Source organism: Avibacterium sp. 20-129, assembly GCF_026226845.1.
Lineage (GTDB): Bacteria > Pseudomonadota > Gammaproteobacteria > Enterobacterales > Pasteurellaceae > Avibacterium.
The window spans coordinates 314,437-332,862 of the sequence record NZ_JAKKOE010000001.1 but is presented as its reverse complement, the minus strand read 5'-3'; the positions used below and the strand labels follow the sequence as shown (position 1 = coordinate 332,862).

Genomic DNA, 18,426 nt, shown 5'->3' with positions numbered 1-18,426 from the left:
TTGTAAACCATAGTTATCAGATTAGAATTTGCCTACAATAAGTGTTATGCCTTAAAAGGTGTTTGCTATTTTCCTTCTCGTATCCTGTAATCTTTATTTGATAGAGATCACGAATTTAAAGGAAACCGTTTGCTTTTAACTCATTGATTTGTAGAATGAAGTCAATTCTCCAGTATTTATGGTTGTTGGAAGAGCAAATGGATATGAAAACACCAAGTTATACAAGAGCTGAGGAATTAGGCATTGCCATTTCTCATTATGATATCGACGGCAATTTAATTTATGCTAATCCAGAGAGTTTGGCGTATTTTGTTGAATTGCTTTCTTTGCGGCGAGACAATCCAGATAAGAAAAGTGCGGTGCAATTTGATGATGTTTTTGTGGTGAAAGAAGGGGAACCGATTATTTATGATACTGCACGGTTAGCACCAATATCGCCGATACGCAATGCGATCTTATTTAACGAACAACATCAGCCCATAACGCCACTTTCCTTTACGAATTCACTCTTTTCTTTTCCTACACAACCTTTTGGTTATTATCTTTTACAGCTTTCTACTTGTGAAAAAACCTATCACGTTCGCCTCTTTGTTCACCCTAAAACGACTTACCAACCTACGATTTTTCAGCAGAAAAAAGCGTGGGGCTTAAATGTTCAGCTTTATAGCTTACGTTCAGCACGAAATTGGGGGATTGGTGATTTTGCTGATTTAGCGTATTTGGTCGAACAAGCAAGCTGCTATGGTGCAGAATTTATCGGCATTAACCCATTGCACGCAATGTATTCAGCCGTGCCTGAATGGGCAAGTCCTTATAGCTCAGCCTCAAGACGTTATTTGAATTGGCTTTACCTCGCCGTTGATCAATTGCCCGAATATAAATTGTGTCAATCCGTGCAGAATTGGGTTAATCAAGCAGAGATTCAACAGCAACTTTTTGTTTTACGCAATGCAGAGCAAGTGAATTATACGGAAATTACGCAGCTAAAATTGACCGCACTTGAAAAATTATATGCTTATTTCCAACGTAGCCGTGCGGCAAAAATCCAGCCTCGGCAAAAGGCGTTTGCCGATTTTGTTAAACAGCAAGGGAATGATTTGTTATATCAAGGCTTATTTGACGTATTAGATCGTCAAAGTTCGCACTCAACCATTGAGCAAGAAAGCCAAATTGGCTGGCTTGGTTGGCAACAATATCAACAACTTAATACGAAACAACGGGATAAATTAATTCGTCAGCATAAAGATGAAGTGATGTTTTATTGCTGGTTACAATGGCTTGTGCAAGAGCAACTTCATCGTCTTCAAGCCTTATGCCAAGAGAAAGGAATGTCTTTAGGCATTTATGGTGATTTAGCCGTAAGTAGCTCAAGGGGCAGTGCAGAGGTGTGGGCAGATCCCACTCTTTACTGCGTAGCGGCGTCTGTGGGCGCACCACCCGATCCCTTAGGTCCTGTGGGACAGAATTGGCATATTCCGCCTTATAATCCGAGTGAACTAAAAGCCCGTGGTTTTCAACCTTTTATCGATTTATTACGAGCCAATATGCAGCATTTTGGCGTGTTGCGGATCGATCATATTATGGGGCTTTTCCGCTTATGGCTCATTCCCCCAGAAAAAACCGCCGCTGATGGGCTTTATGTGCATTATCCTTTTGCCGAATTAATGGCGATTTTGGCGATTGAAAGCCAACGTAATCAATGCCTTGTTGTCGGGGAGGATTTAGGCACCGTGCCAGATGAAGTGCGGTGGAAATTAAACGAATTTCAGATTTTTTCCTATTTTGTACTGTATTTTGAGAAGCAGGATTTGCAATATCCCGATAAGAATGCGTTTCCAACGAATGCCTTTGCCACCATTGGCACGCACGATGTGCCGTCTTTAAGTAGCTTTTGGCATTGTCGAGATCTCGAACTTTTTGCTCAACTTGGCGTGCTGCAAGGGGAAATGCTAAAACAGAAATATGATCAACGTGTTATTGACAAACAAGCGTTACTCAATAGTTTACACCGCGATCAGTATTTGCCAGCTGATTATTGGGGCGATGCACTCAGTATGGCAATGCACCAAAACTTAATGCGAGTGATCCACCTTTATTTGGCAGAAAGTCAAACCAAACTCATTGGCGTACAGTTAGAAAATTTATTGGAACAAGAGATTTCCTTTAATTTGCCCGGAACCTCATTGGAATACCCAAATTGGCGAATGAAATTATCTCGTTCGATTGAAAACATCTTTTCTGACGAAAAAATCACCGCACTTTTAACTGAAATTAATCAAGCGCGTCTGCGATAAGAGGTTTGTATGAATAAATACCTTCCACAAGAAACCATTAATGCCTTTTTTAACGGGACACATTCTGATCCATTTTCTGTATTAGGAATGCACGAAACAGAAAAAGGGATTGAAATCCGCGTGTTATTGCCTGATGCGGATAAGGTCGTGATTATTAATAAAGAAAATCAAGAAAAAGTGTGCGAACTAACTTGCCTTGATGATCGTGGCTTTTTTGCCGCGGTAATGCCAGAGACACGCAGTTTTTTTGCTTATCAATTAGAAGTTTACTGGGGGAATGAACCTCAGCTTATTGAAGATCCTTATCGTTTCCACCCAATTATTCAAGAGCTGGATAATTGGCTGTTGGCGGAAGGCTCACATTTACGCCCTTATGAAATTTTAGGCGCTCATTTTATGCAATGTGAAGGCGTATCAGGCGTGAATTTTCGCCTATGGGCGCCGAATGCAAAACGCGTTTCCATTGTGGGCGATTTTAACTATTGGGACGGTCGTCGCCACCCAATGCGTTTTCACGCCACCAGTGGCATTTGGGAATTGTTTATACCAAAGGCAACACTCGGACAGTTTTATAAATTTGAAGTACTCGATTGCAATGATCAGTTACGTTTAAAAGCCGATCCTTACGCCTTTAGCTCACAGCTTCGCCCTGATACTGCCTCACAAATTAGTGCATTACCAAATGGGGTAGAAATGACCGAAAAACGACGTAAAGCAAACCAATTTGATCAGCCAATTTCCATTTATGAGGTGCATTTAGGCTCTTGGCGGCGTAATCTTGAGAATAATTTCTGGTTGGATTATGACCAAATTGCCGAGGAACTCATTCCTTATGTCAAAGAAATGGGCTTTACGCATATTGAATTTTTGCCCTTGTCGGAATTTCCTTTTGATGGTTCTTGGGGCTATCAACCCATTGGGCTTTATTCACCAACCAGCCGTTTTGGCACACCTGAAGGGTTTAAACGTTTGATCGAGAAAGCCCACGAGGCAGACATTAATGTGATTTTAGATTGGGTGCCGGGGCATTTCCCAAGTGATACTCACGGTTTGGCTGCCTTTGATGGCACGGCGTTGTATGAACACGCTGATCCAAGAGAAGGCTATCATCAAGATTGGAACACCTTAATTTATAACTATGGTCGTAATGAGGTGAAAAACTTCTTATCGGGGAATGCATTATATTGGCTTGAACGCTTTGGTTTAGATGGTTTGCGTGTAGATGCCGTGGCATCAATGATTTACCGAGATTACAGCCGCGCAGACGGTGAGTGGATTCCAAACCAATACGGGGGCAGAGAAAACTTAGAAGCCATTGAATTTTTAAAACACACCAATTATGTGATCGGCACAGAAAATGCAGGCGCAATTACTATTGCGGAAGAATCCACCTCCTTTGCAGGTGTAACCCACCCACCGCAAGATGGCGGCTTAGGTTTCCACTTTAAATGGAATATGGGCTGGATGAACGACACCTTATCCTATATGCGAAAAGATCCGATATATCGTCAACATCATCACGATCAGATGACCTTTGGAATGATGTATCAATATCGTGAAAACTTTGTACTCCCACTTTCTCACGATGAAGTGGTACACGGCAAAGGCTCACTTATCGGCAAAATGCCGGGAGATGCGTGGCAAAAATTTGCCAATTTGCGCGCTTATTATGGCTATATGTGGGGGTATCCCGGCAAAAAATTGCTCTTTATGGGCAACGAATTTGCCCAAGGGCGTGAGTGGAATTACCAAGAAAGCCTAGATTGGTTCTTACTTGATGAAAGTGTTGGTGGGGGCTGGCATAAAGGCGTATTGAATTTAGTGAAAGATTTAAACCGCACTTATCAAACTCACCCAGCGTTATACCAATTAGATTACGATCCAAAGGGCTTTAATTGGCTTGTGGTAGATGATTATCAACATTCTGTCTTCGTGTTTGAACGTTGTAGTCGTGATGAGGAACGTATTATCGTGGTCAGTAACTTCACGCCAGTACCGCGTTATGCGTATCGCTTTGGCGTGAATGAAGCGGGGGTATATGAAGAAATTCTCAATACAGATTCTTACTTCTATCAAGGTGCTAACCTTGGTAATCAAGGTGAAGTACAGAGTGAAGCTATTCCAAGCCACAATAAGGCACATTCTATTTCCGTAACCATTCCGCCATTGGCAACGATTTACCTAAAATGGCGAAAACCTGCTAAAAGTGAGAAAAGAACGCCAAGCACCCAAGTGGAAAACGAGCAAAAAATGAAAACGACAACGCGTAAAACAAAAAAAGCACCGCGATAAAAGAAAAAATCCGCCTAAAGAGGCATTTAAATCAAGTGATAAATGGATAACACAGAATGATCAGCACGGCAGCAGGAAAGCCTTACCCATTAGGGAGTTCTATTGAAATTTTGCAAGATAATTCTGGCAACAAAAAAGTGGGCTGGAATTTTGCGCTATTTTCTTCTTGCGCAGAAAACGTCAAATTATGTTTATTTTTTGACGGACAGGAATTACCCCTAGAAATGTACCAAAGTGGCGCGTTTTGGCATTTATGGGTGGGGGAATTGCCTTATGGCACGCAATATGGCTTTCGTATTACAGGACAAGATAACACCTTATGCAACCCAAAAAAATTAATGCTCGATCCTTATGCGAAAGCGGTGATAGGTAAGCCGGATTTAAGTCGCGTTGAAAAGCAGCAATGGTTTTTACTCAGCGATCCTCGAGATAACGCTCACCTTGCGCCTAAAGGTGTCCTCGTTGATAACCAATTTGATTGGCAAGGTGATAAACCCTTAGCCACGCCTTGGGCTGACACCATCATTTATGAATTGCACGTTAAAGGGTTTACCCAGTTACGACAAGATTTACCAGAGGCTATTCGCGGTACTTATGCAGGCTTAGCACACCCCACAATGATTACCTATTTAAAAGAACTGGGGATAAGTGCGGTGGAAATTTTACCGATAAATTATCATCTTGATGAACCGCATTTACAGGAAAAAGGATTGGTCAATTATTGGGGATATAGCCCATTGGCGATGTTTGCCGTAGAAACAGCTTATTGGTCAGGGCAAACGGGAACAACGCCATTGAGTGAATTTAAAACAATGGTGAGAGCGCTTCATCAAGCGGGTATTGAAGTCATTTTAGATGTGGTGTTCAACCACAGTGTGGAATCAGAAAAACACTTTCCCACTTTTAGCCAGCGTGGAATTGATGATCGGGCTTACTATTGGCAAAACGCACAAGGGGAATACCTGAATGCCACAGGCTGCGGCAATACCTTAAATTTAGCCAATGACATCACTCGCCGCTGGGTGTTGGATTGCTTAATTTATTGGGTGGAAGAATGCCATATTGACGGTTTCCGTTTTGATCTTGCTACTGTATTAGGTAGAGAAACCCCAGCGTTTAACCCACAGGCAAGGCTTTTTGCTGAGATTGCGCAAGAACCGCGTTTACAGCAATGCAAATTTATTGCTGAGCCTTGGGATATTGGCGAAGGTGGTTATCAAGTGGGGAATTTCCCTCACTATTTTGCTGAATGGAACGATCGTTTTCGTGATGATCTTTGCCGTTTTTGGTTACGGAAAAGCGGTGAGTTAGGCGGTTTTGCACAACGTTTTGCCGGATCGAGTGAAATTTATCAAAAAGAAGATCGCAAGCCACATCATTCTGTGAATTTTATCACTGCACACGATGGCTTTACCCTGTGCGATCTCACCAGCTATAACGAAAAACATAATCTCGCCAACGGTGAGCAAAATCGTGATGGACGTAACGAAAATTACAGTTATAACCACGGGATAGAGGGCGTAGAAAATCTTCCAGAGGAAGTGAAATACCAACGTTTTTTAAGCTGTGGCGGTTTGCTAGCGAGTTTATTGTTGGCAAATGGCACACCAATGTTGCTGGCAGGCGATGAATTTGGACATAGCCAAAAAGGTAACAATAACGCCTATTGCCAAGATAATGAAATTACGTGGCTAAATTGGCAAAAATTTCAACCGCACTTCGTTGAGATGACTAAACAGCTTATTGCCCTAAGAAAGCAAATCCCAAGTTTACAACGGGATCAATGGTGGACGGAAGAAAATGTGCAATGGCGTAACGCACAAGGGCAATTAATGAGCGTGGCGGATTGGCATAATCCCCATAGCAAAGCAATGCAAATTCAGTTAGATGAAGATTGGTTACTTTTAATCAATGCAAAAGCAGAATTACAAACGTTCTTGTTGCCAGATGGGAAATGGGAAGTTGTATATAGTGGTGCGTTCGTACAAATGCAAGGAAATCTATGGGCTGTGAATGATCTCGCATTCGTATGTTGCACGAAAAAAGGAAATGATTATTGAGCAATCAATAAATTAATGCGAGGACAATGCAATGAGCAACAGTATATCAAAATCACCAAATAAAAATGATCTTGTGAAAGATACCTTGGTGCTAATTTTAGCGGGCGGACGAGGTTCAAGACTTTATGAGCTAACGGATAAACGGGCGAAACCAGCACTGTATTTTGGCGGCAACAGACGAATTATTGATTTTGCGTTATCCAACTGTATTAACTCAGGGTTAAACCATATTGGCGTGGTTACCCAATATGCGGCGCATTCATTATTACGCCATTTGCAAAAAGGCTGGTCGTTCTTGCCACAAGAGCGTGGTGAGTTTATTGATATGTTGCCAGCCCGTCAGCAAATTGATGATTCCACTTGGTATCGTGGCACGGCAGACGCGGTGTATCAAAATATGGCGATTATTCGCGATCATTATTGCCCGAAATACATCTTAATTTTGGCGGGTGATCACATTTATAAACAAGATTATAGCCAAATGTTGTTAGATCACGTTTCCAGTAATGCGCAATGTACCGTAGGCTGTATTGAAGTGGAACGTGAAAAGGCTTGTGAGTTTGGGGTAATGGCAGTTGATGAAAATCTTAAAGTGAAAGCCTTTGTTGAAAAACCCAAAGATCCGCCAGCGATGGCAGGCAAACCCAATATTTCTTTAGCATCAATGGGCATTTATGTGTTCAATGCAGATTACCTATACGATATTTTAGAACGAGAAGTGAACACCCCTTACACCTCCCACGATTTTGGTAAAGATATTTTGCCGAAATGTTTAGATGAAGGCACGCTTTATGCCCATCCATTTAGCCGTTCTTGTATGGGACGTAATACCGATGGCGAAATTTACTGGCGTGATGTGGGAACGCTAGATAGTTTCTGGCAATCCAATATTGATTTGGTTTCCGAAAATCCACAACTGGATATTTATGATCAACGCTGGCCAATTCGTGGTAATCCGACGCAAACCTATCCATCAAAATTCTTTTATAGCAAATCAGACATTAAACCCGTGGATAACTGTTTGATTTCGGGTGGTTGTGTGATCACCGATGCGTCGATTAGTTATTCTGTCCTTTTCGATCGCGTTATCGTGCAAGAAGGCTCATTGGTTGATCATAGCGTCGTGTTACCGCAAGTGACCATTGGTAAAAATTGTACGCTCAAACGTTGTATTGTTGATCGCCATTGTGTCATTCCAGACGGAATGGAAATTGGTGTGGATTTAGCACTGGATAGCAAACGCTTTAGAGTTAGTAGTGGCGGTGTGGTGTTGGTTACTGCATCAATGTTAAAGAAGTTAAATGGTGAAACAGTTGCGTTTGAAGCGCATTTAGATTAATACAAGGTAAAGAGAAGTGCGGTGGAATTTTGCGGAATTTTCACCGTATTTCTCTGTTTTAAGGAAGAAAAAGAATGAGAGTTTTACACGTTTGTTCAGAACTTTACCCGTTACTCAAAACGGGCGGTTTAGCGGATGTAATGGGTGCATTACCTTTTGCGCAACAGCAAATTGGTATGGATAGCCGAATTTTACTGCCGGCTTACCCCGCCATTGCTGCTGGCATTCCTAATACTGTTGTGGTGGCGGAATTTAATCATTTTGCAGGGCATATCGTGCTACGTTATGGTGAATATAACGGGCTAGGCATCTATCTGATTGATGCACCGCATTTGTATGCCAGAGAAGGCAATCCGTACCACGATGAATGGTATAACGATTATGCCGATAACTATAAACGTTTTGCCTTACTTGGCTGGGTTGGGGCAGAACTTGCTGTTGGATTAGATGCTTGGTGGCAAGCGGAAGTGGTTCACGCCCACGATTGGCACGCAGGTTTAACGAGTGCTTATTTAGCATTTAAAGGGCGACCTGCCAAATCCGTATTTACCATTCATAATCTCGCTTATCAGGGAATGTTTTCTTATCACCATTTGTTTGAACTTGGTTTACCGTTGGAAATGTTCCATATCAACGGCTTAGAGTTACACGGACAAATTTCTTATTTAAAATCAGGGCTTTATTATTCTGATGTGGTGACTGCCGTTAGCCCAACCTATGCTCAAGAAATCACGACGCCAGAATTTGGCTACGGTTTACAAGGTTTACTTGAGGCATTGCGTCAAGAAGGGCGATTAGTCGGCATTCTCAATGGTGTTGATGAACAAATTTGGAACCCGAATAGTGATCATTACCTTGAAGATCATTACAAATTAAAAGCAATGGCGGGCAAACGTAAAAATAAAGAAAAATTACAAGCCTATTTTAATTTGCCACAACAGCCTGACGCCTTATTATTTGTAATGGTGACACGTTTAACCGAACAAAAAGGCGTGGATTTACTGATTCAAAACGCAGAAACCATCGTACAACAAGGCGGTCAGCTTGCTTTACTGGGGTCAGGCGCACCGCATTTAGAAGAAGGATTACGCCACCTTGCCGAACGTTATCCTGAACATATCGCAGTAAAAATTGGCTATGATGAAGCCTTATCACACTTAATTATTGCGGGTGGTGATGTGATTTTAGTGCCAAGTCGTTTTGAGCCTTGTGGCTTAACCCAGCTTTATGGATTGAAATACGGCACTTTACCATTAGTAAGAGCCACAGGTGGCTTGGCTGACACGGTGGTAGATAGCCATTCTGAAAACATCAAAGCTCGTAAAGCCACAGGGTTTGTGTTTAATGATGCCAATGCGGAAGGGTTAGGCTGGGCGATTAATAACGCCTTTGCATTATGGCAAAAACAGCGCCTATGGCAAAGTGTACGCGTGGTTGCAATGGAGCAAGATTTTAGCTGGCAAATTGCGGCAAGACATTACCAAGCATTATATCAACGCATTTTATAGCTTCATTCGATTTGCCTAAAATCAAAGTGCGGTGAAAAAAACGCCGATTTTAGGCTGGTTTTTGTTGTGTTTTTATACAAAAAGGATAAAAATACGCCGATTTTAAATTGCAATAAATTAGGAGAGCCACTTATGACAACGGATAACATTGATTTTCCCTTCTCTTATAACCAACCTGAACAAACCACAGAATCGCTGAAAAAAGCGATCGTGTATAAATTGATTTTCTTAATTGGGCGTTCACCACAAGAAGCAAGCCAACGTGATTGGCTCAATGCCACCCTTTATGCGGTGCGTGATCTTGTGACAGAAGGCTGGATTTCGACCGCCCGTCAATCCCGTGATGAAAAAACACGTCGCGTCTATTATTTATCAATGGAATATTTAATGGGGCGGACGCTTTCTAATGCGTTGATTGCAGAGGGCGTTTATACCCTTGCTAAAGAAGCCTTAAATGAGCTTGATGTGGATTTAGAAGAAATCATTGAGAAAGAAGTGGATCCCGGTTTAGGTAATGGCGGTTTAGGGCGTTTGGCTGCGTGCTTTATGGATTCCATTGCCACCTTAGCTATTCCCGCAATGGGATATGGTATCCGTTATGAATACGGTATGTTTCGACAAACGATCGAAGAGGGTAAACAGGTAGAAAAACCCGATGCGTGGTTAGAAAAAGGCGCACCTTGGGAATTTATTCGTCCTTCTAAACGTTTCAATATCCAATTTGGCGGGCATATTTATTTTGAAGGAAAAAAATGTGTTTGGGAGAGTAAAGAGGAAATTGTTGCCTTAGCTTATGATCAAATGATCCCCGGGTATGCCAACGACAGCGCGGCAACTTTACGCTTGTGGAGCGCCCACGCAGGGGATTCTTTCAATCTTGCCGAATTTAACCGTGGTGACTATTTTCGTGCCGTAGAACAGCGTGCTTCCAGTGAAAATGTCTCGCGCGTGTTATATCCTGATGATTCCACTTGGGCAGGACGTGAATTACGTCTACGCCAAGAGTATTTCTTAGTTTCCGCCTCACTACAAGATATTATCAAACGCCACAAACGCACGCACGGTAGCGTAAAAAATTTGGCAGATAAAGTGGCAATTCACTTAAACGATACCCACCCAGCCTTAGCTATTCCTGAATTGATGTACATTTTAGTGGATAAAGAAGGCTATGATTGGAAAACCGCGTGGGATATGTGTCGCCGTATTTTCTCTTACACTTGCCACACGTTGATGTCTGAAGCATTAGAAACTTGGCCTGTGGAAATGATGGCAAAAATCTTACCACGTCATTTACAGATCATTTTTGAAATCAATGATTATTTCTTAGAATATGTCCGCACTTATGTAACCACCGATGACAATTTTATTCGTCGTGTGTCTTTAATTGAAGAGGGTGATGTGCGTAAAGTACGTATGGGCTGGTTGTCTGTTGTGGGATCGCACAAAGTCAATGGGGTTGCTGCTATTCATTCAGATCTTATGGTAACCTCAACCTTTGCCGATTTTGCGCATATTTACCCTGAACGTTTTACTAACGTCACCAATGGCATTACACCACGCCGTTGGATTGCCGTGGCAAACCCGGATTTATCTGCCTTATTTGATCGTTATATTGGCACGCAATGGCGTCGAGATCTGAGTTTATTAAATGAGCTCAAAGCCCATCTTGACGATCCTGATGTGCAAAACGCCATTCCAGCCATTAAACGTGCCAACAAAGTTCGCTTAGCTGATTATGTGAAAAAAGAATTAGGCATTGAACTCAATCCTGATGCCTTATTTGACGTACAGGTAAAACGTATCCACGAATACAAACGCCAAATTCTCAATGTGTTACACATTATTGCCCGCTATAACGAAATGCTAGAACACCCTGAAAAAGACTGGACACCACGCGTGTTTATCCTTGCGGGTAAAGCGGCTTCAGCCTATTACGCAGCGAAACAAACCATTAACTTAATTAATGATGTAGCAAAAATCATCAATAACGATGAACGTTTGCAAGGTCGTTTAAAAGTGGTGTTCATTCCAAATTATAGTGTAAGCCTTGCACAAATGATCATTCCAGCGGCGGATATTTCTGAACAAATTTCCCTTGCGGGAACAGAAGCCTCAGGCACAAGTAATATGAAATTTGCCCTCAACGGTGCATTAACCTTGGGAACCTTAGACGGTGCAAACGTAGAGATCTTAGAAAACGTGGGCGAAGATAATATTTTCATCTTTGGTCATACCGTGGAACAGGTGGAAGAGTTACGTCGTAACGGCTACCGTCCATACGATATTTACCAAAGCAATGAGCAGTTACGCCGAGTGATTGACCAAATCACATCAGGATTATTCTCGCCGAATGATCCGCGTCGTTATCAAGATTTGCTTAACGGCTTGTGTTATCACGATTATTATCAATCCTTTGCTGATTTCCAAAGCTATGTGGAAGCTCAAAAACGGGTTGATGAAAAATACCATGATCAAAAAGCGTGGACGAACAGCGCCTTGCAAAATATTGTCAATATGAGTTTCTTCTCATCAGACAGAACCATTGAAGAATATGCGCAAAAAATCTGGAAAATCCAACCGCTCAAGCTAAATTAGGCGGTTTAAGTAAAGGCTTTCACAAAGTGGGCAAATGAAAAATGCCCACTTTTTTATTACTGTTATCCGTGTAAAATAAGCAAAACCAAGTGCATAGGCAACCCCTTAATGCCGCTTAAAATGACACCGCATTTCCACAATCTAAAAAGGACATTCTTATGCAAAACATCTTATTTATTGTACATTCTTCCCCTTATGGCGATGAACATTTTTTCAGTGCATTACGCCTTGCTTTACAGTTACAAGAGCAACATAAAAGTGCGCTACAATTACGCTTATTTTTTATGTCTGATGCCGTCGTCGGAGGATTGGCTCAACAATCGCCAGCTGAAGGTTATCATTTACAGCAAATGATCGAGATTCTCACCGCACAGGGGGCAACAGTAAAATTATGTAAAACCTGTGTGACTGCACGAGGTATCCACAATGCCCCGCTCGCAGAGGGGGTAGAAATTGGAACATTAATTGAACTTGCCGATTGGACAATGGAAGCAGATAAAGTATTGAATTTTTAATTTATGATGACGACAAAAACGCAAACACTCAATCCAGCCACAATGCCTTTACAAGGTGTGAGCCTGATCGAAGCCTCAGCGGGAACAGGGAAAACGTACACAATGGCGTCCCTGTATATTCGTTTGCTGTTACAAGCAGGGGAAAACTGTTTCAACCAACCGCTCTCTGTCGATAAAATTTTAGTGGTAACCTTTACCGAAATGGCAACGCAAGAATTACGAGAACGTATTCGTGCAAGAATTTACCACAGCAAGCAGTTACTTTTGCAATATCAAACCACGCAAGATCTAACGGTCTTTGCACAAGGGGGTGATCCCTTGCTGGGTGAATTAGTGCAAGGCTTAAATGACATTCCCTTAGCCATTCAGCGCCTTAGTTGGGCAGAGCAGAGTATGGATACGGCAGCGATTTACACGATCCACAGTTTTTGTCGTCGTATGTTAATGCAATACGCCTTTAATTCGGGCGTGCATTTTAATTTAGCGTTGATAACCGATGAAAGTGATTTACTCGCACGTTTAACCAACGAATTTTGGCGAGAAGCCTTTTATCATCAACCTGTGCTTGTCGCAAAATGGGTGAATCAAACGCTAAAATCGCCGCAAGCATTATTGAAAAAAATTCGCCCACATTTAGGCAAAGAGGGGGTTGAGGTTGCCCTTTCTCATCCGCACCTACTTGAGCTATCTCTTGATGAATTTTTCCAACAATATTTATTAACCACCTATCAGGCAATTGATGCGTTTAAGCAAGAATGGTTGGCAAACGTCGAAGAACTTGCCGTATTCTTCACGGAAAATAAAGAAAAAATTAAATACGCGAATCATTATGCAGGACGCCTTGAGAAAATGCGGGCGTGGGCGGAAGATCCGAGCAATTATAGCTTGCCAGATATTTTTATTTATTTTACCGAAAGAGAGATTAACGCAAAAATAAAATCGGGATTTGCCCCGTTACAACATCCTCTTTTTTGCCAAGCGGAACATTTATGGACGCAATCAGAAGAAATGGCACTTGCCTTACCGATTGTGCTATATCACGCCATTCAAGCCATTCGCAAAAAATGGTTTGATTATAAAAATCATCACGTCCAAAAAGGCTTTGATGATCTGTTACGTTTAGTGCGAGAAGGGCTATATGGAGAAAATGGGCAGGAGTTAGCTGCGTTGATCCGCAATCAATATCCCTTTGCGATGATTGACGAATTTCAAGATACCGATGCACAGCAGTATCAAATTTTTTCTAAAATTTATATTGAAAAGCCACCAGAACAATCTCAGCCTGCACCGTCAGGCTTTATAATGATTGGCGATCCGAAACAATCTATTTATAAATTTCGTGGCGCAGATATTTTTACTTATTTTAAGGCTTCGCAACAAGCCAACCAGCGTTTTACACTGAAAGAAAACTGGCGTTCTACCGCTGCATTAATTCAATCTGTTAATGGGATTTTTGATTTTGAACAGCCACCGCCTTTTTTATTTGACGAAATTCAGTTTGATCCCGTAAAAGCAGGAAAAAATCTCCCGCACTTTAATCTCAATGGGCAAGATGAACCTGCGTTGCGTTGCTATTTAGGTGAGGGCTATGATCAAGAACAGTTTGCCAAAAATTGTGCGATTTCCATTCAGCAATGGCTAAAAAGTGCGGCGCAAAATCAAGCAAAATTTGCCGATGAACCCTTGCAAGCGAAAAATATTGCGGTACTGGTGCGTACAGGAAAAGAAGCTCAAAGCATTAAAACCGCCTTGCAAAATTTGGGCATTGACTCGGTATATTTATCCGATAAAAGCAATGTGTTTGACAGTGAAACCGCACAGGAATTGGCTCTGGTTTTGCAGGCCTGTTTAAACCCGCTGAATGAACGCTATATTCTCAATGCCATTGCCACCCAATTATTTGGCTTAACCAGTGCAGAAATTTATCAAATTAAGCAAGATGAAACCCAGTGGGAGCATTGGGTGGACGCCTTTTTCGCTTATCAAAAAACGTGGCAACAAAAAGGCATTTTGGTGATGTTGCATCAATTATTGCTTAATGAAGAAACCTCGCTTACGCAACGCTTGCTGGCACACAATCAAGGTGAACGAATTTTGACAGATTTCTTGCACTTAGCGGAACTTTTACAACAAGCTAGCCGTTTAAACGAAAGTGAAGCTGCCTTATTGCGTTGGTTTGAAAAGCAAATTCAAGGGACAGATCGGCTAGAAGAAAGCATTCGTTTAGAAAGTGAACGAGATCTAGTTAAAATCGTGACTATTCATAAATCAAAAGGCTTAGCTTATGATCTGGTGTGGTTACCCTTTATCGCCAAGCCGAAGAAAGAGGAAAAAAACACAATCACCACCTATTACGCCACAGAACAAGACCACATATTGTGGGATATGGAAAATCAGCAATCAGCACGCGTGCTTAAAGAAGATCTAGCAGAAGAAATGCGTTTGCTTTATGTGGCGCTTACCCGTGCTAAATACCAAGTGGCATTGTGTTTACCGAAGACTTTTGAAAAAAAATGGAATGGGTTGCTCTATGCCTTAACGCAAGGAAAGTGCGGAGAAAGCCTAAACTTATCCGCAACCTATGACAGCACAGCATTATTACAAATCTTGCAGCAAAACGTTGGTGAACAGAATGTGGCGATTAGCCACAGCAACGATCTTATTGCAAGCGCGCCGTTGGTTTCCCCTCATCACACGCAGCACTTTAGCCCCGCTATATTTAACGGCAAGATTGAATATCATTGGGGAGTAACCAGCTTCACGGATATGGTGCATAAGCATCAACGCAATACATTGCAATTACAAGCTGAAAATGAAAGTGCGGTGCAAATTTCGCAAGTTTTTGATCAAGGTAAGGATTACGATTTCAACCTGCCACAAGCCTTCCCGTTAAACGAAGAAATAACGCCACAAGAACGTACCTATCCACAAGGTTATACCCCTTTTGATTTGCCAAGTGGCGTGCGTGTGGGGACGATTTTGCACCGTTATTTAGAAAAAAATACCGCACAATCTGCCCTTGATGAACAAAATCTTGCCAAATTATGCCAAGGGTTACAGCTTGATGAACAATGGATTGTGCCATTACAACAATGGTTTAACGCCATTTATCATAGCCCATTATTGGTTGGTGAAAACGTAACCCTTGCACAAATTCAACCGCAAGATTGTATAAAAGAAATGCAATTTTATTTAAAATTAAACAAAGCCTTTGATGCCACCGCGTTTAATCGAGCCTTGCAAGATTATCACCCATTTCCCTCTCAATCGCTGATTTTTGAGCGTTTGCAAGGAATGTTGCGTGGTTTTATTGATCTCGTGTTTCGTCATCAAGGGAAATATTATGTGCTAGATTACAAATCAAACTTGCTTGGTCATCAAATGGAAAATTATCAGCCAGCCCAGTTGCCTGAAGTGATGAAAAATGGCTTTTATGATTGGCAGTATTTGCTTTACAGCTTAGCGTTACACCGCTATTTAACCTTGCGCGATCCGCATTATCAATATGAAAGGGATTTTGGGGGCGTGATTTATACGTTTTTACGCGGAATGAATGGCAAAGATCAAACAGGTATTTATTTTGATAAACCAGATTGGCGATTAATTCAAGCCTTGGAGGAATTATTCTAATGCTCAGCCTAATTAAAGCACTTCAAGAAAAAGGCATATTTAGCCAAGGGGATTACCATTTCGCACGCTTGATTGCCGAAAAACAGCAAGGCAAAGGGGATTCCTTATGCCAACAAAATTTAGCGATTTTATTGGCGGCATTGTGCAATTATTCTTATTTACAGGGGCATAGTTGCTTGGTGCTTGAGGCTAATTTAGCCAGTTTATTACCATTACCTCAGCAAGAATGGGAATATATAGAAAAAATCAATGCCAAAATTGATTATTTACCCCCTAGCCAATGGCAAGACAGTTTACAGCAACACATTGCTTTTACCACACAGCCACAAGAAAAAATCGCCCCTTTGGTGTTTCAGTTTAATGCGCTGTATTTTTATCGTATCTGGCAAGATGAATACCGCGTTGCAGAATATTTTGCCCATTCCATTCAACGCACGGAACAAAATGTAGAGCAAAGTGCGGGGCAAAATTCAGGCATTTTTGACCGCACTTTTGATCCACAAGCCATCGCAACAATTTTGCAAAAATATTTTCCTCATTCCGCACAACCAAAACAAATTAATTGGCAAGAAATTGCCGTTGCAATGGCAATCAAACAGCCTTTTACCCTAATCAGTGGTGGACCCGGTACAGGCAAAACCACCACCGTAACACGATTATTACTTGCCTTACAGGATTTATATCAGCAAGGTTTACGTATAAAACTGGTTGCCCCCACAGGGAAAGCCACCGCTCGGCTAAAAGAGAGTATGGATAATTCCTTAGCTCGCTTAAAAGCAGAATTGGCGTTGCCAGAGGCGTTAATCGCTGCCATACCGACACAGCCAGAAACCTTACATCGACTACTTGGCGTACGCTTCTTTGAAGATATGCCCAAGCATAATAAACAGAACCCATTATTGCTTGATGTGCTTGTGGTAGATGAATCTTCAATGATCGATTTATCCCTAATGGCGAAATTGTTGCAAGCCTTAAAACTACAAACCAAATTAATTTTATTGGGAGATAAAGATCAGCTTGCCTCTGTGGAGGCAGGGGCAATTTTAGCAGAATTAGGCAAATTTCTGACGCAAGGCTACAGCCCCGATTTTGTGGCGTATTTACAACAAACCACAGGGCAACATTTGTCTGCGATAACACAAGGCAATCCAATTCGTGATCATCTTTGTCATTTAACCCAAAGTCATCGTTTTGATGAATATTCCGCCATTGGGCAGTTAGCGAAATTGATTAATCAAGGCAACGCAGAAGAAAGCTGGCAGTTGCTACAAGCGGGAGATTTGAAGAAAAGTGATGTTGTAACAACTTTACCTTTAACCCTCGTTGATTTTATGCAATTGACACACACAGGGGAGGCGAATAGCTTGGCATATCAGCAATATTGTGCCAATGCGGTGGTGAAAAGTGCGGTGCAAAATTACACCGATTTTTTAACCTTAATTCAGCAAGTTACGGCACAAAATCAACCTTTAGATTCAGAAAAAATTCAGCAAATTTTCACCGCATTTAATAAAGTCCGTTACCTCACCGCATTACGCGTCGGGGAGTTAGGCAGTGAACAGCTCAACCAACGTATTGCAGAGGGGCTACGTGCAAAGGGCTTAGTGCAATTTAATCAAGCGCGTGAACATTATCTCGGCAAACCCATTATGATTACGCAAAATGACAGTAATGTAGGCTTATATAATGGGGATATTGGGTTATATTTAGTCAGCCCCAATGAACAAGGGCAGCTAAAAGGACATTTTTATTTTGAAAATGGCAAACGGGAATTAGCCAGCCGTATTCCACGCCACGAAACCGCCTTTGCAATGACAGTGCATAAATCACAAGGCTCTGAATTTGACCACGCCTTTATGGTACTGCCCACTGAACCTAGCCCGATTTTATCCCGTGAATTGGTTTACACGGGAATTACCCGTGCCAAGAACCAAGCCACCGTATTTAGCACGGAGCAAAGCTGGAAAACCGCGGTAAGAAACCCCACCAAACGACAAAGTGGATTGGCGTTGTTATTGGAGGAACAGTTGGAATCGTAAGCAAGCACATTGAAAGAGGGAACGTTTGATTTTTAGTGATAAGACCAAGCAATCACGTTATTTATTAAAAACTAAGTAAAGTTTATTAAAAAACAAGTAAATGAACTGATTAATAAACAGTCAATGATTTACAAATTCTTCAAAAAATTTACAT

The 18,426-nt window shown here is 41.7% G+C and carries 9 protein-coding genes; all 9 read left to right on the top strand.

Going from position 1 to position 18,426, the window contains the following annotated elements; genetic code table 11:
- The first annotated feature begins 197 nt into the window (after window positions 1-197).
- The 9 genes from malQ (at window position 198) to recD (ending at window position 18,272) form a co-directional block, all read left to right on the top strand.
- Complete coding sequence (gene malQ / locus L5B90_RS01435) at window positions 198-2,294, top strand: 4-alpha-glucanotransferase (RefSeq protein ID WP_250364560.1); 2,097 nt, start codon at window positions 198-200, stop codon at window positions 2,292-2,294.
- Window positions 2,295-2,303: 9 nt separating this feature from the next.
- Window positions 2,304-4,586 (top strand): 1,4-alpha-glucan branching protein GlgB, encoded by a 2,283-nt coding sequence (gene glgB / locus L5B90_RS01430; protein ID WP_250362984.1) that lies wholly within the window; start codon window positions 2,304-2,306, stop codon window positions 4,584-4,586.
- A 56-nt stretch (window positions 4,587-4,642) separates the two neighbouring features.
- Window positions 4,643-6,646: a glycogen debranching protein GlgX gene (gene glgX / locus L5B90_RS01425; protein ID WP_265761941.1), complete on the top strand. Its 2,004-nt coding sequence runs from the start codon at window positions 4,643-4,645 to the stop codon at window positions 6,644-6,646.
- Window positions 6,647-6,677: 31 nt separating this feature from the next.
- Complete coding sequence (gene glgC, locus L5B90_RS01420) at window positions 6,678-7,985, top strand: glucose-1-phosphate adenylyltransferase (protein WP_250350271.1); 1,308 nt, start codon at window positions 6,678-6,680, stop codon at window positions 7,983-7,985.
- A gap of 74 nt (window positions 7,986-8,059) precedes the next feature.
- Complete coding sequence (glgA, locus tag L5B90_RS01415; RefSeq protein ID WP_265761940.1) at window positions 8,060-9,493, top strand: glycogen synthase GlgA; 1,434 nt, start codon at window positions 8,060-8,062, stop codon at window positions 9,491-9,493.
- A 132-nt stretch (window positions 9,494-9,625) separates the two neighbouring features.
- Window positions 9,626-12,088 (top strand): glycogen/starch/alpha-glucan phosphorylase, encoded by a 2,463-nt coding sequence (locus L5B90_RS01410; RefSeq protein ID WP_265761939.1) that lies wholly within the window; start codon window positions 9,626-9,628, stop codon window positions 12,086-12,088.
- 158 nt (window positions 12,089-12,246) lie between these two features.
- Window positions 12,247-12,603 (top strand): DsrE/DsrF/TusD sulfur relay family protein, encoded by a 357-nt coding sequence (locus L5B90_RS01405; protein WP_265761938.1) that lies wholly within the window; start codon window positions 12,247-12,249, stop codon window positions 12,601-12,603.
- 6 nt (window positions 12,604-12,609) lie between these two features.
- On the top strand, window positions 12,610-16,233 hold the full coding sequence (recB, locus tag L5B90_RS01400; RefSeq protein ID WP_265762531.1) for an exodeoxyribonuclease V subunit beta: 3,624 nt from the start codon (window positions 12,610-12,612) through the stop codon (window positions 16,231-16,233).
- Window positions 16,233-18,272, top strand: coding sequence for an exodeoxyribonuclease V subunit alpha (recD, locus tag L5B90_RS01395; RefSeq protein ID WP_265761937.1), 2,040 nt, complete (start codon window positions 16,233-16,235; stop codon window positions 18,270-18,272). Before recB ends, recD begins: the two co-directional genes overlap by 1 nt.
- Window positions 18,273-18,426 lie beyond the last annotated feature (154 nt).